Raw genomic sequence first — 20,433 nt, forward strand, 5'->3', positions numbered from 1 at the left:
ATGATCGTGCTCGTTTGGGAGAAGCGACGGATTGGCCATCACGTCCCCCAGGGATTTCACAGGTATACTAGGAAACAACTATTTGTTTATAAATACTAAAAATGGTTTTCCCCAGCGGTCTAGAATCGACGAACGCTATCTGTGACGAACCGTGTGGACGAGTTTCTATCCCCGGATTTCCATGGACCAACAAACACATCTTTCTTTCTTTCTTCTTCTTAAATTAAGGAAGGGAGGTCCAAGGAGAGCACGATGGATTTCTACATCTGGGCCAAGGCCCTTCATGTCATCTCGATCATCGCTTGGATGGCAGGGCTGTTCTACTTGCCACGTCTCTACGTATATCACGTAGAGAAGCGGGACGAGGTCCCCGAGATGATCCCAGTCCTGCATGTGATGGAAAGTCGTCTGCTGAAGGCGATCATGACACCTGCCATGGTGTCGAGTTGGATCTTTGGATTGGTCATGGTCGGCATGGGAGGCGTGGACTTCGGCGCGGTTTGGCCCTGGGTGAAGATGGTCTGCGTCTTGGGTATGACCTGGTTTCACATGTGGTGTGCTGCCGAACGGAAAGCGCTGTTGGCGGAGACGTCCACGATGACAGGCCGGGGCTTTCGCATGATGAACGAGGTTCCGACGGTGCTGATGATCGCGATCGTTGTGTCTGTGATCGTGAAGCCTGGATGATTGACATTCTAGGGCAGCGTCCGTAGGTGCTTGCTAACGACGGGTCGTCCTGACCCAGGTTCGTTTTCCAGATTTTCATATAATTGCACCACTGATCGATTGACGGTCGTGTGCATTGACGGAGTGCTCTGATGCGCGACGATACTGTCGAGACCGGTTCGACCGAACGCCTAAACCTGCGCGACCTGAAGGCAACGTCGCCCAAGGCTCTGGTCGACATGGCCGAACAGTTGGACATCGAAAACGCCTCTACGATGCGCAAGGGAGAGCTGATGTTCTCCATCCTGCGGGAACGCGCCGATGATGGGTGGGAGATTAGCGGCGAAGGCGTCCTTGAGGTCCTGCAAGATGGCTTCGGCTTTCTGAGGGCGCCCGAGGCGAACTACTTGTCCGGCCCCGATGACATTTATGTTTCGCCCGATGTGATCCGGCAGCATTCGTTGCGGACAGGCGATACCGTGGATGGCATCATCCAGGCCCCCGACGACAATGAGCGGTACTTCACGATCACCAAGGTCACCTCGATTAATTTCGAGGAGCCTGAGCGGGCGCGGCACAAAGTCAGCTTTGACAACCTGACGCCGCTCTACCCCGATGAGCGTCTGAAGTTGGAGATCGAGGATCCGACGATCAAAGATCGGTCGGCCCGCATTATCGACCTCGTTGCGCCCATCGGGAAGGGTCAGCGCTCGCTGATCGTGGCGCCACCGCGCACGGGTAAGACGGTTATTCTTCAGAATATCGCCAAATCGATCGAGACCAACCATCCTGAGTGTTACCTGATGGTTTTGCTGATCGACGAACGGCCCGAAGAGGTCACGGACATGCAGCGGTCCGTGAAGGGGGAGGTCATTTCCTCCACGTTTGATGAACCGGCCACGCGACACGTGGCGGTGTCGGAGATGGTCATCGAGAAAGCGAAACGCTTGGTGGAGCATAAGCGGGATGTGGTCATTCTGCTCGATTCGATCACGCGTCTGGGGCGGGCCTTCAATACCGTGGTTCCGTCGTCGGGTAAGGTGCTGACCGGTGGCGTGGATGCCAATGCATTGCAGCGGCCGAAACGGTTCTTCGGTGCCGCGAGAAACATCGAAGAAGGCGGGTCCCTGACGATCATTGCGACCGCGCTCATCGATACCGGCAGCCGGATGGATGAAGTGATCTTCGAAGAGTTTAAAGGCACCGGTAACAGCGAGATCGTTCTGGATCGGAAGGTGGCTGATAAGCGGGTCTTCCCGGCCATGGACATCTTGAAGTCCGGGACGCGGAAGGAAGACTTGTTGGTCGATCCGCACAACCTCCAGAAGACGTTTGTGTTGCGTCGCATCCTCAACCCGATGGGCACGACCGATGCCATCGAGTTCCTGATTTCGAAGCTGAAACAGACGAAGACAAATTCGGATTTCTTCGATTCGATGAATTCCTGACGGAGCACATCCATGGCCGACACGATCTTTGCCTTGGCCACGGCTCCGGGCAAGGCGGGGGTCGCGGTTGTCCGGATTTCTGGTCCGAACGCGAAAGCAGTTCTGGGAACGCTCGGGGTCGGCAACGTTCCTGATCGGCAGGCGAGCCTTCGTGTTCTGCGCGGCCACGACGGGTGTATCTTGGATGAGGCTGTTGTCCTGTGTTTTTCTGATGGGCGCAGTTTCACGGGTGAGGATGTCGTCGAGCTTCAGCTTCATGGCAGCGTTGCCGTTGTACGTGCTACCCTGGACCATCTATCCGAAACCGGTCTTGCCCGGTTGGCCGAGCCGGGGGAATTCACTCGACGTGCCTTGATGAACGACAGGCTGGACCTGACTCAGGTTCAAGGTTTGGCCGATGTCATCGACGCAGAGACGGAGCAACAGCGGCGTGCCGCGGTTGCTGTTATGGGGGGTGCCTTCGGTGAACAGGTCTCGGCTTGGCGGGCGAAACTGGTCCGTGCGATGGCGTTGTTGAGCGCAACAATTGACTTCGCGGATGAAGAGGTGCCCGTGGATGTCTGGCCGGAGGTGCGTGAGATCCTGTCCGGTCTGCTTAGATCTTTGCGGTCGGAAGTGGACGGTGCTGGTTACGCCAAGAGCTTACGCCAGGGGTTTGAAGTGGCTCTGGTTGGTCGTCCTAACGTGGGGAAATCATCTCTGTTGAACTACATCTCTCGCGATGAGGTGGCTATTGTGTCCGATATTCCTGGCACGACCCGTGATGTTTTAGAAAAACCCCTAGATTTGAATGGTTTAAAGGTTATGTTCCTCGATATGGCAGGCGTCCGCGTCACAACGGATACTGTCGAGGAGATCGGCGTGGATCGCGCGAGACAACGTGCCAATGCCGCCGACCTTCGACTGTTTCTTCGCGACTCGGATGCCGACGAAGACTTTGGTGTGGATCATAAGCCAGACGATCTAACGGTTCGAACGAAAGCGGATATCAACGCTGATGGAGACATCTCGGTTGTGTCTGGTGAGGGCGTCTCGGACCTGCTTGTGTCTATCTCCGACATTCTATCGAAGCGTGTCGAGAAGGCGAGTTATGTGACACGGGATCGGGATGTCCGTCGCCTTACAGCGGCGGTTGAGATACTGGATGGAATTGAGCTGTCAGGTCATGATATGCCCGACGAGATCGTCGTCGAGGGACTACGTGCCGCGTCATCCGAGTTAGGGCATGTCGTTGGTGACATCGGAATTGAGGACGTTCTCGATGATGTATTCAAGTCCTTCTGTCTGGGGAAGTAGCGAGGTTTCACGTGAAACATCCTGATTTCGATGTCGTCGTTGTTGGCGGTGGACACGCTGGCTGTGAGGCTGCCCATGCTGCGGCACGGATGGGTGCAAAGGTCGCATTGGTCACGCTGAGGAAGAGTGACCCTGGCGTGATGTCCTGTAACCCGGCTATTGGTGGCCTCGGCAAGGGGCATCTTGTCCGAGAGATTGATGCGCTCGATGGGATCATGGGACGGTGCGGCGATGCTGCCGGCATTCAGTTCCGGTTGCTAAACCGCCGTAAGGGGCCGGCTGTCCAGGGCCCCCGCGTTCAGGCGGACCGAGCGGCGTATAGATCCGCTGTCTCAGCAGAAATGGCCAAGATGTCGGCGCTCACGATCATCGAAGGGCACGTGACCGATCTCTTGGTTTCCCATGGGTCCGTGAGCGGGATTATACTTGAAGATGGCGCTGCAGTAGCAGGAACGTCTGTGATCCTGACCACCGGTACGTTTCTAGGTGGAACGATTCATATTGGAGACCAATCCTATCCGGGCGGTAGACTTGGGTCTGACGGGTCGATTGCGCTGGCCGAACGGTTGCGTGGGATGGACCTTCGCATCGGTCGCTTGAAGACGGGTACACCTCCCCGCTTGTCTGCGAAATCGATTGATTGGGCAGGTCTAGATGCCCAGCCTGGGGATACGGATCCTGTGATGCTTTCGTTCGCGTCCAAGTCTCCAGTGCTCCGGCAAGTGGATTGCGCGATTACGCATACGAATTCGGAAACACATGATGTCATCCGCGCGAACCTTGATCGGTCCGCGATGTACGGCGGGCATATCGATGGCGTGGGTCCGCGGTATTGTCCGTCAATTGAGGACAAAGTCACGCGGTTTGCGGAGAAGGACTCCCATCAGATCTTCCTGGAGCCGGAGGGTCTGAACACGGATTGGATCTATCCAAACGGTATTTCTACGTCACTGCCTGAGGACGTTCAGCTCCGTTACGTCCGGTCTATCCGTGGCTTGGAAGCCGCGGAGATTCTCCAGCCTGGCTATGCAATCGAGTATGATTTTATCGATCCGAGGTGTTTGTCGGCCGATCTGTCCCTCCCGGACCTTCCAGGTCTATTCCTAGCGGGGCAAATCAATGGAACCACAGGGTACGAAGAGGCGGCCGCGCAGGGACTGGTTGCTGGACTCAACGCAGCGCGCCGATGTGTGGATGGCGATCCAGTCCACTTTTCTCGAATGACGTCATACATCGGTGTGATGATTGATGATCTGACAACGCGTGGGGTCACTGAGCCTTATCGGATGTTTACGTCGCGGGCTGAATACCGCCTAAGTCTGCGGGCCGACAATGCGGACGCACGACTTACGTCTTGGGGATATGAGGTTGGATGCGTCGGTGAAGAACGGGCGGAACAATACCAGCGAAAGGCGGAGGCCGTTGAAGGTTGTACTTCCGCGATGAAGACGGTCGATGTTCTTCCATCCGATCTCGCTATGCATGGCGTAAAGGTGTCTGAGACAGCAAAGCGGCGGTCCCTTTTTGACGTCCTATCGAGCGGTCAAGTTGACGTGGACACTGCGGCTGCTCTGTCTCCGCAGGTGGCTGAATGGCCTGAGGAAATTCAGCGACAGGTGCATCGCAACGCTTTGTACCACACCTACGAAGAACGGCAGGCAAGAGATGCCATGGCATTGGAACGAGATGAGAAGGTCGCAATTCCATCTGACCTGTCATTTGACGGCGTGTCGGGGTTATCGACGGAAGTGAAGGACAAGCTTCGGTTGGTGAAGCCGCAGTCTGTAGGGCAGGCACGGCGGATGGAAGGCATGACGCCAGCCGCGCTGTTGACGGTTCTTTCCGAAGTTAGGCGCCATGGACGCCGGAAGGCATGACCATCGACCTTCCCGATGTTTCACGTGAAACACTGGAAGCTTACCTTGAAATGCTCATGCAGTGGAACGAGACAATCAACTTGATTGGCCCGTCAACAATTGCGACGGCATGGGATCGTCACATACTAGATTCGGTCCCCATGGCGGAGGCAATCGACCGTCCGGCCGCGAACTGGGTGGATCTCGGCTCGGGTGGCGGCTTGCCCGGTGTGGTCATCGCTATCTTACGACCGGATTGCGCGGTCACACTCGTTGAGAGCGACCTTCGCAAAGCGACATTTCTTCGATCAGTGCGTCGGCAATTGGATCTTTCCTTCGACGTTGTCTCGAAACGAATTGAAAAGTGCCCTCCATTTGATGCCGACGTCATTAGCGCTCGCGCCCTGGCGTCCTTAAGCAAGCTTATGGACTATGCACAGCCGCACATTGTGCCAGATGGGACGCTCATCTTTGCGAAAGGCGCCAAGTGGCAGGCAGAGCATATTGAGGCTCAGGCATCTTGGACATATGACTTAGATGTTGTTTCGGCGGCCGATGGTTCGGACGGAGCCATCCTTAAGATAACAAATCTACGGGCGCGGTATGAAAACTCCTAAAATCTTCAGTATCGCGAACCAAAAGGGCGGTGTCGGTAAAACGACTACGGCCATCAACCTCGGTGCAGCCTTGGCCGTCCGGGGGGCAAAGGTCTTGATCATTGATCTCGATCCGCAAGGAAATGCGTCGACCGGGCTCGGCATTTCACGGGAAACCCGCACGCAAACCGTCTACGACCTCTTGCTCGGTCAGGCCTCGGCCGAGGAACTTGCAAAACCGACCGATGTTGAGAACCTTTGGATCATTCCAGCCACGATGGATCTCAGTTCTGCCGATGCGGAGCTGATGTCCACATCCCGGCGTGTCGTCCACCTCCGAAACGCGCTCCGTCATCGCGATGCGCACTATGATTACATCCTCATAGACTGCCCACCATCGTTGAACTTGCTAACGGTCAACGCCTTTGTCGCATCTGATTCCGTGATCGTCCCCCTTCAAGCTGAGTTCTTTGCGTTGGAGGGTCTGTCGCAACTTCTTCTCACCGTTCGGGAAGTGCGTGAGACGGCAAACGCCGATCTTCGGATTGAAGGGATTGTCCTGACGATGTTTGACCGGCGCAATAACCTTTGTTTGCAGGTCGAGGAGGATGCCCGGGCAAATCTTGGCGATCTCGTGTTTGAGACAGTGATCCCGCGCAATGTCCGGTTAAGCGAAGCCCCGAGCTACGCCATGCCGGTTCTGAACTACGATCCGACCTCACGGGGCGCCATCGCCTACAAAGCATTGGCAAGCGAAGTCTTTGCCCGAAACGCAACAAGCCAGGTGGTTGAGAATGTCTGACGTAACGGGAAAACGACCGATGCGCCGTGGGTTGTCGGCTCTCATGGCAGATATGGGTGTGGACGCAACCGACGCCTCCGCGCAGCGTTCGTCACCAGATCGAAGCGTGCCCATCGACTTGCTGAGCGCCAATCCAAATCAGCCGCGTCGGACATTTGACGAAGAGAAGCTGTCAGATTTGGCCAGCTCCATCGCCACCAAGGGCGTTCTACAGCCGTTGATCGTCCGGCCAAGGCACGGCAGCACCGAATCATACGAAATTGTCGCGGGCGAACGCCGTTGGCGCGCAGCACAAAGATGCGGGCTGCACTCCGTTCCCGTCATTATCCGAGACTTTGACGATACCGAGGTCTTAGAGGTTGCGATCGTTGAAAACATCCAGCGAGATGATCTGAACGCTATCGAGGAAGCCCTCGGATTTCGACAACTCATCGACAAGTTCGGGCATACCCAAGACCAGCTTTCTGAGGTTCTTGGGAAATCACGCAGTCACGTTACAAACCTACTTCGCCTTCTGAAGCTGCCGCCCTCTGTCCAAGATCTTCTCCGTGACGGTCAGATTTCTGCCGGGCATGCCCGTGCCTTGATCAATTCAGACGATCCCTCCAGCCTTGCGGCGCTTGTGGTCAAGAACGGCCTATCGGTTCGCGAAACCGAGCGTCTCGCAAAGGCCGCAAAGTCTGAGAGTACTGGAAATACCACACGCGCTACGAGACCGGCAAAGGACGCGGACACCCTTGCTTTGGAGGGGGATCTGACAGCGGCTTTGGGTCTTTACGTGCAGATTAAGCACAAGCCAGGGGACGAAGGTGGCGACGTATCAATCCGATATAAGTCGCTCGATCAGCTAGACGCCCTCTGCGAGGTTCTCTCCCAAGGGCTCAAGCGGGACTAGATCCTTGAGGATCTGGTTGAGGACAAGAATGCCGTCATCAGAGACTATGACCTGATCGTCATTCACGTTCAGAAAGCCTAGTTCCACCAGACGGCGCCGTCCCTCGTCGTGTAGAGCATAGCCGAGACGACGTAGCCGTGACTGGCTCAGACCATCCCGTGTCCGGAGGCTCATCAAAAGGTATTCCTCGGCCACATCCACGGCCCGAAGATGACTCACGGGCTCCTGCCCCGATCCAAGGGTCTCAACCGCATCTCGCCATGGGATCGGGGCAGATACGTTCACCGTTCCAATCCTGCCAGTGTCCATCGTTAGGCGGCCATGGGCTCCAGGACCAATCCCAAGCCAATCACCAGCCTGCCAGTAAATCGTGTTATGGCGCGACTCCTGGCCAGGCACAGCATGGTTCGATACCTCATATCGTGGTAGACCAGCCTCAAGACACATCATCTGGGTCATTTCGTAGAGATTAGCCGACGTATCCTCGCTTGGCAAACCAGGCAGACGTCCAACTGCGGCACGGGCACCGAAGGCCGTCCCGTCCTCTATGGTCAACTGATACAGCGACAGATGATCCGGCTCCATCGCCAAAGCCTCGCGCAGCTCTGACCTCCAATCGTCAAGGGATTGGAACTGCCGCGCATAGATCAAATCAAACGATACACGGTCGCTGACCGACCGGGCGACATCATAAGCGGCGCGCCCCTCGGCCGCCGAATGAAGACGCCCAAGTGCCTTCAGATCCTGATCATTAAGCGCCTGTAAACCAACAGAAAAACGGGTCACACCCGCCGCAATGAATTCCCGAAACCGTCCGGCTTCCACAGACGTGGGGTTCGCCTCCAAGGTCACTTCCAGATCGTTTGCCACCACCCAGTGATGTCGAATGCGGTCCAAGATCGCGGCAACGGTCTCCGGCTCCATCAGAGACGGGGTGCCGCCACCAAAGAACACCGAAGACACGCGGCGACCCGGTGTCTTGGCGGCCCAACTATCGATTTCAGACAGGTACGCTTGACGGAACCGAGCATGGTCCACCGTTTGGACCACATGGGAATTGAAGTCACAGTACGGGCACTTGGCCGCACAAAACGGCCAATGGACATAGATACCGAAGCCCGCAATCTGCCAGGTCTCCATCAGCTTCCTCGAAAGGCCGTGACTTCGACCTCGTATAGCATTTCAGGCTTCATTAGACCCGCAATCACCATGGTCGCGGCTGGTCTCACCTGCCCAAGCGCTTCCCCCAAAATCGGGATCGCACGGTCCACGTGGCCACGATCTGTCAGGTAGTGCGTCACCCGCACAATGTCGGACATGGCAAAGCCCGCATCGGCTAGCACGCGGTCCACAGTGGCGTAGCAATTGCGGATCTGCTTCTCGATTTCGGCCGGCAAAACCATGGTGGTGTAATCATAGCCGGTGATCCCGGCGACAAAGCACCAGTCTCCCTGCACGACCGCGCGCGAATACCCCACGGCCGCTTCGAACGGCGACCCGGTGGAGATCAGGCGCCGATCGCTCATGTCAGCCCCATGGCATCGCGCAGTTGTTGGAGCGCCGCCGCCCGGTGACTGCGTGCGTTCTTTTCTTCGAATGACATCTCGGCAAAAGTCCGTGTTTCCCCGTCCGGTTGGAACATCGGGTCATAGCCATGGCCCGTTGTGCCCCGTGGCGGCCAAACCAATTGCCCCTCGGCTGCGCCTTCAAACACCTCTTCATGACCGTCCGGCCACAAAAGGACCAGCGTCGCCCGAAACCGTCCCGTCCAAGGCTTCGGTGCATTCAGCGCCAGAAGCTCCCGATGGGTCCGAGCCATTGCCATGTCGAAATCCCGGCCATTTGGCGTCTCCGCCCAATCCGCCGTATGGACACCAGGACGACCGTCCAAACCATCCACTTCGATCCCTGAGTCATCCGCCAGTGCGGGCAGGCCCGTCGCATCCACTGCGGCCCGCGCCTTGATCCGAGCATTTCCCACGAAGGTGGTTTCTGTCTCGTCTGGCTCCGGCAGGTCGAAGTCGCGGTTGGATTTGCAGGCAATCCCCATGGCGCCGAACAGCGCGGCGTATTCCTCTAACTTGCCCGCGTTGTGGGTCGCAATCAGCAGGGTATCACCAAGGGGTTTCATTGGACCGCAGCAGCCTGTGCCGCCACCAACGTCGCGATACCTTGATCGGCAAGCTGCAGCAGGTCTTGGAACTGCTCCCGGCTAAAGGTCGCGCCCTCCGCACTCGCCTGAAGCTCGATCATCTGACCCGATCCGGTCATGACGAAGTTTCCGTCTGTTCCTGCTTCGCTATCCTCCGGATAGTCGAGATCCAAAACCGGCTGCCCGGCATAGATCCCGCAAGACACGGCCGCCACGTGATCCACAATCGGGTCCGTGACGATATCGCCCGCCTTCATCAGCTTGTTCACAGCCAACCGTAAGGCAACCCAACCGCCGGTAATCGCCGCGCAGCGAGTCCCGCCATCGGCCTGGATCACATCGCAATCGACCGTGATCTGACGTTCTCCGAGGGCATTCCGATCAATCCCTGCGCGCAAAGACCGTCCAATCAAGCGCTGGATTTCCTGCGTGCGGCCCGATTGCTTTCCGGCAGCCGCCTCGCGCCGCATCCGCGACGTGGTGGCACGGGGCAGCATTCCGTATTCCGCCGTCACCCAGCCTTGGCCGGTGTTGCGCAAAAAGGGTGGGACACGCTCCTCCAAGGAGGCCGTGCACAACACATGGGTGTTGCCGCAACGGATCAGGCACGCGCCCTCCGCATGCATGGTCGCGTCAATCTCGATGGAGATGTCGCGCATTTGGTCCAGGGCTCTGCCAGAAGGTCGCATGGGTGTTCCTCGGTGCAAGTGTTGGCGGGGTTCTGGCCTTTGCATTGCGGTGGTGCAAGGGTCCGATTGACCCAGGGACCGGCGATGAATACATCCCTCTCGTCCCGACGCCCTCGCCATGGTGCCATGTCCACAAACGCGAAGATTTTGGCAGAAATGAACGACCGCTCCCGCGAAGTCTTTCGCCGGGTGGTCGAGGGGTACCTGGGGTCCGGCGATCCGGTCGGCAGCCGGACCTTGACCAGAGAACTGTCGGAAAAGGTCTCCGCCGCCACCGTGCGCAATGTGATGCAGGATCTGGAACACCTGGGTCTGATCCGCGCGCCCCACGTGTCCGCGGGGCGCATTCCGACCCAGGTTGGGTTGCGCATGTTCGTGGACGGCCTGCTAGAGGCGCAGTTGGGTGACGACGACCGCGACCGCATCGAGGCTACGGTGGGCGCGTCAGAAGCTGACGTCGACGCCTTGATGGACCGTGTTGGCACCGCCCTGTCCGGGATCACCAAGAGCGCGTCTCTGGTGCTGGCTCCTAAGCACGAAGCACCGATCAAACATATCGAGTTCGTCAGCCTCGCGGCGGACCGCGCGCTTGTCGTCTTGGTCTTTGCCGATGGTCATGTGGAAAACCGTGTCTTCGCACCCCCGCCCGGGCAAACGCCGTCTTCCATGCGGGAGGCCGCGAATTTCCTGAACGCGATCATCGACGGTCGGACGATCTCGGATTTGCGTGATCTGATGACCGCCGAGGTGGCCGCGCGTCGCCAGGAAATCGACAGCCTTGCCCATGATCTGATTGAGCGAGGTCTGGCCTCTTGGGAATCGGACGACGGGCGCGGCGCCCGCCTGATTGTCAGGGGCCGGGCCAACCTGCTTGATGGCAGCGGCGACGCCGAAGACTTGGACCGTATCCGAGAGTTGTTCGATGACCTCGAACGCAAAAGCGACATCACCGATTTCCTGTCGCTGACCGAAGCGGGTGAAGGCGTGCGCATTTTCATTGGGTCTGAGAACAAACTCTTCTCACTTTCCAGTTCATCTCTGGTGGTTTCTCCTTATATGAACGCGGATCGAAAAATTGTCGGTGCGGTGGGTGTCATCGGCCCGACTCGACTGAACTACGGGCGGATCGTGCCGGTCGTTGACTACACCGCCCAATTGGTCGGACGGATGCTGTCCGGCCCCAACACAAGAGGATGAGCATGGCTGAGCCGAAGGAAAATCCGTTCCTCGACGACCCCGAAGACCTGGAAGAGGACTTCGACCTGGATGCCGCCATGGAGGAAGGGGATGGCCCCACCGACCATGCAAAGGCCAACGTCGACGCCATCGTGGCCGAACGGGATGAGATGCGCGACCGGCTGATGCGGTCCTTGGCCGAGGCCGAGAACGTACGCAAACGCGCCGCCCGGGATCGGGTCGAGGCAGAGCAATACGGCGGTTCCAAGCTGGCCCGTGATCTCCTGCCGGTTTACGACAACCTCAAGCGCGCCCTGGATGCCGCGGGTGAGGAAAAGGATGGCGTGATCGAGGGCATTCAACTGACCTTGAAAGAGCTGCTGAACGTCTTCTCAAAGCACGGGATCACCCTTGTCGCACCGGAGGTCGGCGAAAAGTTCGATCCTCAGATCCACCAAGCGATGTTCGAGGCCCCCCTGCCCGGCACCAAAGCGGGTGAGATCATCCAGGTCGCCGCCGAAGGGTTCCTGCTACACGACCGCCTGCTGCGCCCCGCGCAGGTGGGTGTGTCGTCCACCCCGGCTTAAGGGCAACGGCGGGATATATTCCGCTCACGAGAATCCATTGGGCGGTGGTTACCCCGCCGCCCCATCGGTCAGCGCTTTGAGTTCGTAGATCAGGTCCAACGCCTCCCGTGGGCTGAGGGCATCTGGCAAGACGGTCTTCATACGAGCCTCTACCCCGCTGTCACGCACTGGCGCCGCCAGCGGGGTTGGCACGGCGCTGAACAACGGCAGGTCGTCAATCAACGCTTTTGGCTTTGACCCGCCCTCGCGCTCGCCCTCTTCCAAGGCATTCAAGACCTCGCGGGCGCGCGATACCACCGCCTCGGGCAGCCCGGCGAGCTTCGCCACTTGCACCCCATAGGATCGGTCCGCCGCGCCTTCCCGGACCTCGTGCAGGAAGATCACGTCACCCTCCCACTCGCGGACAGCGACCGTTGCGTTTTCCACCCCGTCCAGCTTCGAAGCGAGGGCGGTCATCTCGTGGTAATGGGTCGCAAAGAGCGCGCGGCAGCGGTTCACGTCATGCAGGTGCTCCAGGGTCGCCCAGGCGATGCTAAGCCCGTCGTAGGTGGCCGTGCCCCGCCCGATCTCGTCCAAGATCACAAGGGCGCGGTCGTCCGCTTGGTTCAGGATCGCAGCCGTCTCAACCATCTCCACCATGAAGGTGGACCGGCCCCGCGCCAGATCGTCCGAGGCGCCCACGCGGCTGAATAGCTGACTGACGACGCCAATATGGGCCGAGTCCGCTGGAACGAAACTCCCCATCTGCGCCAGCACTGCAATCAGAGCATTCTGCCGCAGCCAGGTGGATTTACCGGCCATGTTCGGGCCTGTCAGCAGGCGGATGGCTGCGCCCCCATCTGCCGACAGGGCCGTATCATTGGCCACAAAGGGCGCCCCGTCGCGTTTCAAGGCACGTTCCACGACCGGATGACGCCCCCCTTCGATGGCGAAGGCGCGGCTGCTATCCACGCGGGGGCGGCACCAGGTCTCGCCCTTCGCTAGGTCGGCGAGGCCGGTCATGACGTCCAATTCCGCGAGGCACCGGGCGGCTGCAAAGATCGCGTCAGAGGCGTCCAACACCGCTGCGCGCAGGTCTTCGAAGATCCTATCTTCGATTTGCTGGGCCCGGCCTCCGGCGTTCAGAATCTTCGTCTCTAACTCGGACAATTCGATCGTTGTGAAGCGCACCTGATTGGCCGTCGTTTGACGATGGATAAACCGATCATCCGCGCGCATCTTGTCGGCATGGGTGGCCGTCGTCTCGACGAAATAGCCCAAGACATTGTTATGTTTGACCTTCAGCGATGCGATGCCGGTTTCCTCGATGTATTGCCCCTGCAAACCAGCGATCACACCCCGGCCCTCATCGCGTAACGTGCGCACCTCGTCCAATTCAGCGTCGTAGCCTGGCGCAACCACCCCACCATCGCGCAGCATCATCGGCGGCTCCGCGACCAACGCGCGCGCCAACACATCTCGGAGCCCCTCCTGACCGATGAGATTGCTCACATCCAAGGGGCAAGACGTCTCAAAAACCCTTTGATAGAGACTATCAGCTGCCTCCAGCCCGTTGCGGATGGCGGCCAGATCCCGTGGTCCACCACGCTCAAGCGACAGGCGGGACAGCGCGCGATCCATGTCTGGGGCGCGGCGCAGATCAGAACGAATATCCTCGGCCAGACGATCCTCCGACAGCGCCCAATCAACGGCGTCGTGGCGCGCGCGAATGATGCCCTCCACCGCAGAGGGCGCAGAGACCCGACGTTCCAGCAATCGCCCCCCGGCGGCGGTCACCGTTCGGTCAATTGCCCAGAGCAACGATCCGTCCCGACCACCGGTCGCCCCGCGTGTCAGTTCCAAGTTGCGCCGCGTCGCCGCGTCGATGGCCATCAGATCGTCCGCTGATTGCCGCTGGGGCGGGCGCATGAGGGGCAGCTTCCCGCGCTGGGTCAGTTCTACATATTCGACCAGTGCGCCCATGGCGCCCAGTTCAGCGCGCCCAAAGGCCCCAAAAGCCTCAAGGGAGCCCACGTCGAACAGGGCCCGCAAGCGCCCATCAGCCGCCGTAGAATCGAATGCGCTTGCCCCCAAGGGTGTGACGGCCGCGCCCAGGTCTTCGATCACCGGACCAATATCGGTGCCGTCTACGACGATGACCTCTCGCACGCCCAACCGTGCCAGATCGGGCCCCAACCGCACACGCGGGCAGGTTGCCACGTGAAACGCCCCAGTCGAGATATCCGCCCAGGCCAGCGCCCCTTGCCCCCGTACCTCAGCAAAGGCGGCGAGATAGTTATGAGCCCGCGCGTCCAGCAGGGTGTCCTCGGTCAGGGTCCCGGGCGTGACCAATCGGACGATCCCCCGTTTGACCACGGATTTGGAGCCGCGCTTCTTCGCCTCTTCCGGCGCCTCCAACTGCTCGGCTACGGCGACACGAAATCCCTTGCGGATGAGCGTCATCAGATAGTTTTCGGCCGAATGGACGGGCACGCCGCACATGGCGATATCCTCGCCCAAATGCTTGCCCCGTTTGGTCAGCGCGATGTCCAGGGCAGCGCTGGCCGCAACCGCATCGTCAAAGAACAGCTCATAAAAATCGCCCATGCGATAGAACAGCAGGGCATCGGGCGCCTCCGCCTTGATTTCCAGAAACTGAGCCATCATCGGCGTGACTGACATTTGCGCCCTCCGTTAGCGCGCGCAGCCTACCGCTGCCCGAAAGGCTCCGCTACACCAACCCGACGCGAGGGAGGAATAGCATGGCCGGACGCACCAAGATCACTGACGCAGAGGCCCTGGCCTATCATCTGGAGCCACGGCCCGGAAAGATCGAGATCAACGCCTCGACCGCCATGGCGACCCAGCGGGATCTGTCCTTGGCCTATTCCCCAGGTGTGGCCGTCCCTTGTGAGCGGATCGCCGAGAACCCCGCACTGGCCTACGATTACACCACCAAGGGCAACCTTGTGGCGGTCATCTCGAACGGGACGGCGGTGCTTGGCCTGGGCAACCTGGGCGCCCTGGGGTCGAAGCCGGTGATGGAGGGCAAGGCCGTCCTGTTCAAACGTTTCGCCGACGTAAACTCCATCGATCTTGAGTTGGATACCGAAGACGTCGACGCCTTCGTCAACGCGGTTAAACTGATGGGCCCCACCTTCGGCGGCATCAACCTTGAGGACATCAAGGCCCCCGAATGCTTCATGATCGAGAGCCGTCTGAAGGAAGAGATGGACATCCCCGTCTTCCACGACGACCAGCATGGCACGGCGGTGATCTGTGCGGCTGGTCTGATCAACGCGCTGCATTTGTCGGGCAAAAAGATCGAGGATGTGAAAATCGTCTTGAACGGTGCCGGGGCGGCGGGGATCGCCTGTATCGAGCTGCTCAAATCCATGGGCGCGCGGCACGAAAACTGTATCACATGCGACACCAAGGGCGTCATCTACCAGGGCCGGACCGAGGGGATGAACCAGTGGAAGTCGGCCCATGCGATCAAGACCGACCTGCGCACCCTTGAGGATGCCATGGTCGGTGCGGACGTTTTCCTGGGCGTCTCGGCCAAGGGGGCCGTGACGCCCGCCATGGTCGAAAGCATGGCCGACGACCCCGTCATTTTCGCCATGGCCAACCCCGACCCCGAGATCACGCCCGAAGAGGCGCAGGAAGTCCGCGCCGACGCTATCGTCGCCACCGGTCGTAGTGATTACCCCAACCAGGTGAACAACGTCTTGGGCTTTCCCTACCTGTTCCGGGGCGCGCTCGACATCCATGCCCGCGCGATCAACGATGAGATGAAGATCGCCTGTGCCGAGGCCTTGGCCGCGCTGGCCCGCGAAGATGTGCCCGATGAGGTCGCTATGGCCTATGGCCGTAAGCTGACGTTCGGGCGTGACTACATCATTCCCACGCCGTTCGACCCGCGCTTGATCCACGTCATCCCGCCCGCCGTCGCGCGCGCTGGCATGGATACGGGCGTCGCCCGCCGTCCCATCGTGGATATGGAGGGTTACGCAAACGCGCTCGCGGCGCGGATGGATCCAACCGCCTCGATCCTGCAGGGTCTGTCGTCGCGGTCCCGTCAGGCCCAGGCCCGCATGATTTTCGCCGAAGGGGACGACCCCCGCGTGTTGCGGGCCGCCGTCGCATATCAACGCAATGGCTACGGTAAGGCGCTTGTCGTGGGCCGCGTGGACGACGTGCGCGCTCGGCTGGAGGAGGCAGGTCTCGGGGATGCCGTCCGCGAGTTGGAGGTCGTCAACGCCGCCAATACGCGTCATCTGGAGACCTATAAATCCTACCTTTACGACCGTCTGCAACGTCAGGGTTATGACCAAAACGACGTGCATCGTTTGGCCAGCCGGGATCGTCACGTCTTTGCAGCGCTCATGCTCGCCCACGATCATGGCGATGGCCTGGTGACGGGTGCGACGCGGAAAGCGGCCCATGCGATCCGCCTTCTGAACCATGTCTTCGACATCCAAACCAATGACGACGCGGTCGGCATCACCGCCTTGCTGCACCGGGGGCGGATTGTTCTGATTGGGGATACGCTCGTTCACGAATGGCCACAGGAAGAAGATCTCGCCACCATCGCCGAGGCTGGCGCCCGCGTTGCCCGTGGGTTCGGGATGGAGCCGCGCGTGGCCTTCGTCAGCTTCTCGACATTCGGCTATCCCGTCTCCGAGCGGGCTGAGAAAATGCATAAGGCCCCTGACGTTTTGGAACGGCGCGGCGCCGACTTTGAATACGAGGGGGAGATGACGGTTGATGTGGCCCTGAACCCCGATGCAGCGGCAGCCTATCCGTTCAGCCGGTTAACGGGGCCAGCCAACGTTCTCGTGGTGCCTGCTCGGCACTCCGCATCCATTTCCGTCAAGCTGATGCAGGAAATGGCCGGTGCCACGGTCATCGGGCCGATTCTGACCGGCATCGACAAGCCGGTGCAAATTGCATCCACCTCCTCGACCCAGTCGGATATTCTCAACATGGCCCTGCTCGCCGCCTGCCGGATCGGCAGCTAACCGCTGGGTTCGATGTTCTGAAAATATGCCGGGGGGGGGGCGAGCAAAGCGAGCGGGGGGCTGGCCCCCCGTCCCGGTCGGGTCGCAGGAAGCGACCCGAAACCTATTGGGTCATCCCGTCCCAGAAGCCCTTCACCTTGCGGAAAAAGCTATCGCCCTGGGGGTTGTTGTCCGCATCGATCCGCTCGAACTCGCGCAGCAACTCCTTCTGGCGACTCGTCAGGTTGACCGGCGTTTCGATGTTCATTTCAATGAACATATCGCCAACACCGCCGCCGCGCAGGGCGGGCATCCCCTTACCGCGCAGCCGCATCTGCCGTCCTGTTTGGGACCCGGCAGGCACCTTCACGCGAGACCGACCACCGTCGATGGTGGGCACCTCGACCTCACCACCCAGGGCAGCAGCGGTCATGGATACGGGCACCGCGCAGTAGAGGTTGACGCCATCGCGTTGGAAGATCGGATGATCCTCCACCTCGATGAAGATATACAGATCGCCCGTCGGACCGCCGCGCAGACCGGCCTCGCCCTCGCCTGAGAGGCGAATACGAGTCCCTGTCTCGACGCCAGCGGGAATATTGACCGACAGCTGGCGTTCTTTCTCGACGCGACCGCCCCCGCCGCATTCGGCGCAGGGGTTTTTGATGATCTGACCTGCGCCGTTACATGTCGGACAGGTCCGCTCGACCGTAAAAAAGCCTTGTTGCGCGCGCACTTTGCCCATGCCTGAACACGTCGGGCAGGTGGCGGGCTCGCTGGCGCCTTCGGTGCCTTTACCGTCGCACTTTCCGCATTGCACAGCCGTGGGGACGGTGATCGTCTTCTGCTCACCCGAGAAGGCTTCCTCCAGCGAGATCCGCATGTTGTAGCGCAGATCTGAGCCCCGCGTGGCGCGCGTCCGTCCGCCACGTCCGCCACCCTGTTGGCCACCCATGAAGTCGCCGAACAGGTCCTCGAATACGTCTGAGAAGGCGCTGGCGAAGTCGCCCTGCCCCTGTGGTCCGGCACCGGGTCGGCGTGGTCCACCGCCCATGCCGCCCTCAAAGGCTGCGTGACCAAAGCGGTCGTAGGCGGCCTTCTTCTCGGCATCCTTCAGGACGTCGTAGGCTTCGTTCGCTTCCTTGAACTGTGCCTCGGCGTTGGGGTTATCGGCATTGCGGTCGGGGTGCAGCTCTTTCGCTTTGCGGCGGTAGGCTTTCTTAATTTCATCGGCGCTGGCGCCGCGCGCGACGCCCAGCGTCTCGTAGTAGTCACGTTTCGCCATGGGAACTCCTCCAACGACAAGGCCGGCCCGGAAAGGGGCCGGCCTGACGTGTCACATCGGGGCGCAGGATCAGGCCCGCTTCTGGTCGTCGCCAAGATCCTCGAAGTCGGCGTCGAGGATGTCGTCATCGGCGGGCTTATCGGCCTCATCCACGGGGGATTCGACATCGCCATCTTCGTCACCTTGCTGGGATTTGTAGATGGCTTCGCCCAGGCGCATGGCCGCTTCGGTCACGTTCTGGATGCCAGACTTGATCTTGCCAGCGTCGTCGCCGTCCATGACCTCTTCCAAGGCCGATACTGCCAATTCGATGGCTTCGACGGTGGAAGGGTCGACCTTGTCGCCATGCTCTTCGACCGACTTCTTGGTGGAATGCACCAGGCTTTCGGCTTGGTTCTTGGCTTCGACCAGCTCGCGGCGCTGGGCGTCGGCCTCTGCGTTGGCTTCGGCGTCCTTGACCATCTGTTCGATGTCGTCGTCCGACAACCCGCCCGAGGCCTGGATGGTGATCTGCTGTTCCTTGCCGGTCGCCTTGTCCTTGGCGCCTACCGACACGATGCCGTTGGCGTCGATGTCGAAGGTCACCTCGATCTGCGGCAGGCCGCGCGGTGCGGGCGGGATCTCTTCGAGGTTAAACTGGCCGAGCATCTTGTTGTCGGCGGCCATTTCACGTTCGCCCTGGAAGACCCGGATCGTCACAGCGTTCTGATTGTCTTCGGCGGTGGAGAAGACCTGGGACTTTTTCGTCGGGATCGTCGTGTTGCGGTCGATCAGGCGGGTGAAGACACCACCCAGCGTCTCGATGCCCAGCGACAGCGGCGTGACGTCCAATAGGACCACGTCCTTGACGTCGCCTTGCAGAACACCGGCCTGAATGGCGGCACCCATGGCGACAACCTCATCAGGGTTCACGCCCTTGTGGGGTTCTTTGCCGAAGAACTTGGTCACCTCCTCGATGACCTTGGGCATACGGGTCATACCGCCGACCAGGACGACTTCGTCGATGTCGCCGGTGGACAGGCCCGCATCCTTCAGCGCTTCCTTACAGGGCTTGATCGAGGCCTTGATCAGATCGCCTACCAGGCTTTCCAGCTTGGCGCGCGTCAACTTCATGACCATGTGCAGCGGCTGACCGTTGGAGCCCATGGAGATGAACGGCTGGTTGATCTCGGTTTGGTTGGCCGAGGACAGCTCGATCTTGGCCTTTTCCGCCGCCTCTTTCAGGCGCTGCAGGGCCATCTTGTCCTGGGTCAGGTCGGCGCCGTGCTCTTTCTTGAACTCGTCCGCCAGGTAGTTGACGATCCGCATGTCGAAGTCTTCGCCACCCAAGAAGGTGTCGCCGTTCGTCGACTTCACCTCAAACAGGCCGTCGTCGATTTCCAGGATCGTGACGTCGAAGGTCCCGCCGCCGAGGTCGTAGACCGCGATGGTGCGTGTTTCCTGCTTATCGAGACCGTAGGCCAACGCAGCGGCCGTCGGCTCGTTGATGATGCGCAGAACTTCCAGACCGGCAATCTTGCCCGCGTCCTTGGTGGCCTGACGCTGGGCGTCGTTGAAATAGGCGGGTACAGTGATGACGGCTTGGGTGACATCCTCGCCCAAGTATGATTCAGCCGTTTCCTTCATCTTCTGAAGGATCAGAGCGGAGACCTGTGCGGGGGAATACTTTTCGCCCCGGATCTCGACCCAGGCGTCGCCATTGCCGGAGACGACGTTGAACGGCAGGTTCTTCTTGTCTTTGGCCAGATGCTCGTCATCAAAGCGACGGCCGATTAGGCGCTTGACGCCGAAGACGGTGTTTTCAGGGTTGGTGACGGCCTGGCGTTTGGCGGGCTGGCCGACCAGGCGTTCGCTGTCGGTGTAGCCGACGATCGACGGGGTGGTCCGGGCGCCTTCTGCGTTCTCGATGACGCGGGGCTGCGACCCGTCCATGATGGCCACGCAGGAGTTCGTGGTCCCGAGGTCGATACCGATGACTTTTGCCATTTCGAAGTGTCCTCTCT

The 20,433-nt window shown here is 59.9% G+C and carries 17 protein-coding genes; 10 read left to right on the forward strand and 7 right to left on the reverse strand.

The features are described from left to right. Window positions 1–252 precede the first annotated feature (252 nt). From hemJ to K5R33_RS09480, 7 genes are all read left to right on the forward strand, one after another. A complete protein-coding gene (gene hemJ, locus K5R33_RS09450) occupies window positions 253–687 on the forward strand; it encodes a protoporphyrinogen oxidase HemJ (RefSeq protein ID WP_220748781.1) in 435 nt (144 codons plus the stop codon). Between the two features lie 131 nt (window positions 688–818). Beyond that, window positions 819–2,114, forward strand: a complete 1,296-nt coding sequence (gene rho, locus K5R33_RS09455) for a transcription termination factor Rho (protein ID WP_220748782.1) — start codon at window positions 819–821, stop codon at window positions 2,112–2,114. A gap of 12 nt (window positions 2,115–2,126) precedes the next feature. Then, a complete protein-coding gene (mnmE, locus tag K5R33_RS09460; protein ID WP_220748783.1) occupies window positions 2,127–3,410 on the forward strand; it encodes a tRNA uridine-5-carboxymethylaminomethyl(34) synthesis GTPase MnmE in 1,284 nt (427 codons plus the stop codon). Window positions 3,411–3,421: 11 nt separating this feature from the next. After that, the gene (gene mnmG / locus K5R33_RS09465; RefSeq protein ID WP_220748784.1) at window positions 3,422–5,287 is read left to right on the forward strand and encodes a tRNA uridine-5-carboxymethylaminomethyl(34) synthesis enzyme MnmG; all 1,866 of its coding nucleotides are present in this window, start codon (window positions 3,422–3,424) and stop codon (window positions 5,285–5,287) included. Beyond that, entirely contained in the window at window positions 5,284–5,883 is a 600-nt protein-coding gene (gene rsmG, locus K5R33_RS09470; protein ID WP_220748785.1) for a 16S rRNA (guanine(527)-N(7))-methyltransferase RsmG, read from the forward strand. Before mnmG ends, rsmG begins: the two co-directional genes overlap by 4 nt. Continuing rightward, on the forward strand, window positions 5,870–6,664 hold the full coding sequence (locus K5R33_RS09475; RefSeq protein WP_220748786.1) for a ParA family protein: 795 nt from the start codon (window positions 5,870–5,872) through the stop codon (window positions 6,662–6,664). Before rsmG ends, K5R33_RS09475 begins: the two co-directional genes overlap by 14 nt. Continuing rightward, window positions 6,657–7,559 carry a ParB/RepB/Spo0J family partition protein gene (locus K5R33_RS09480; protein ID WP_220748787.1) on the forward strand — a complete coding sequence of 301 codons (903 nt, stop codon included), beginning with the start codon at window positions 6,657–6,659 and terminating at the stop codon, window positions 7,557–7,559. The genes K5R33_RS09475 and K5R33_RS09480 overlap by 8 nt, the downstream gene beginning before the upstream one ends. On the opposite strand, the gene hemW is transcribed toward K5R33_RS09480, so the two are convergent. Genes hemW through rph form a run of 4 tightly spaced genes read right to left on the reverse strand, consistent with a single transcriptional unit; the run spans window position 7,512 to window position 10,400 of the window. Next, window positions 7,512–8,699 carry a radical SAM family heme chaperone HemW gene (gene hemW / locus K5R33_RS09485; protein ID WP_220748788.1) on the reverse strand — a complete coding sequence of 396 codons (1,188 nt, stop codon included), beginning with the start codon at window positions 8,697–8,699 and terminating at the stop codon, window positions 7,512–7,514. The two genes, K5R33_RS09480 and hemW, sit on opposite strands and share 48 nt — an antisense overlap. Next, the gene (locus tag K5R33_RS09490) at window positions 8,699–9,085 is read right to left on the reverse strand and encodes a RidA family protein (protein ID WP_220748789.1); all 387 of its coding nucleotides are present in this window, start codon (window positions 9,083–9,085) and stop codon (window positions 8,699–8,701) included. The genes hemW and K5R33_RS09490 overlap by 1 nt, the downstream gene beginning before the upstream one ends. Then, entirely contained in the window at window positions 9,082–9,690 is a 609-nt protein-coding gene (locus K5R33_RS09495) for a non-canonical purine NTP pyrophosphatase (protein ID WP_220748790.1), read from the reverse strand. Before K5R33_RS09495 ends, K5R33_RS09490 begins: the two co-directional genes overlap by 4 nt. Continuing rightward, window positions 9,687–10,400 (reverse strand): ribonuclease PH, encoded by a 714-nt coding sequence (gene rph / locus K5R33_RS09500; protein ID WP_220748791.1) that lies wholly within the window; start codon window positions 10,398–10,400, stop codon window positions 9,687–9,689. Before rph ends, K5R33_RS09495 begins: the two co-directional genes overlap by 4 nt. Window positions 10,401–10,526: 126 nt before the next feature. Here rph and hrcA point away from each other — a divergent pair, with 126 nt between their 5' ends. Together hrcA and K5R33_RS09510 are read left to right on the forward strand one after the other, a co-directional pair. After that, entirely contained in the window at window positions 10,527–11,597 is a 1,071-nt protein-coding gene (hrcA, locus tag K5R33_RS09505) for a heat-inducible transcriptional repressor HrcA (protein ID WP_220749061.1), read from the forward strand. Between the two features lie 2 nt (window positions 11,598–11,599). Beyond that, on the forward strand, window positions 11,600–12,163 hold the full coding sequence (locus K5R33_RS09510; protein ID WP_220748792.1) for a nucleotide exchange factor GrpE: 564 nt from the start codon (window positions 11,600–11,602) through the stop codon (window positions 12,161–12,163). A gap of 48 nt (window positions 12,164–12,211) precedes the next feature. On the opposite strand, the gene mutS is transcribed toward K5R33_RS09510, so the two are convergent. Beyond that, window positions 12,212–14,824, reverse strand: a complete 2,613-nt coding sequence (gene mutS / locus K5R33_RS09515) for a DNA mismatch repair protein MutS (protein WP_255576290.1) — start codon at window positions 14,822–14,824, stop codon at window positions 12,212–12,214. A gap of 80 nt (window positions 14,825–14,904) precedes the next feature. On the opposite strand from mutS, the gene K5R33_RS09520 reads away from it, so the two are divergent. Next, complete coding sequence (locus tag K5R33_RS09520) at window positions 14,905–17,166, forward strand: NADP-dependent malic enzyme (protein WP_220748793.1); 2,262 nt, start codon at window positions 14,905–14,907, stop codon at window positions 17,164–17,166. 103 nt (window positions 17,167–17,269) lie between these two features. Here the strand turns inward: K5R33_RS09520 and dnaJ are convergent, their stop codons facing one another. Together dnaJ and dnaK are read right to left on the reverse strand one after the other, a co-directional pair. Continuing rightward, window positions 17,270–18,430 (reverse strand): molecular chaperone DnaJ, encoded by a 1,161-nt coding sequence (gene dnaJ, locus K5R33_RS09525; protein ID WP_220748794.1) that lies wholly within the window; start codon window positions 18,428–18,430, stop codon window positions 17,270–17,272. Window positions 18,431–18,499: 69 nt separating this feature from the next. Continuing rightward, window positions 18,500–20,416 (reverse strand): molecular chaperone DnaK, encoded by a 1,917-nt coding sequence (gene dnaK / locus K5R33_RS09530; protein ID WP_220748795.1) that lies wholly within the window; start codon window positions 20,414–20,416, stop codon window positions 18,500–18,502. Window positions 20,417–20,433: the final 17 nt, after the last annotated feature.

Origin of the sequence: Jannaschia pagri (assembly GCF_019655435.1) — a bacterium.
GTDB lineage: Bacteria > Pseudomonadota > Alphaproteobacteria > Rhodobacterales > Rhodobacteraceae > Jannaschia > Jannaschia pagri.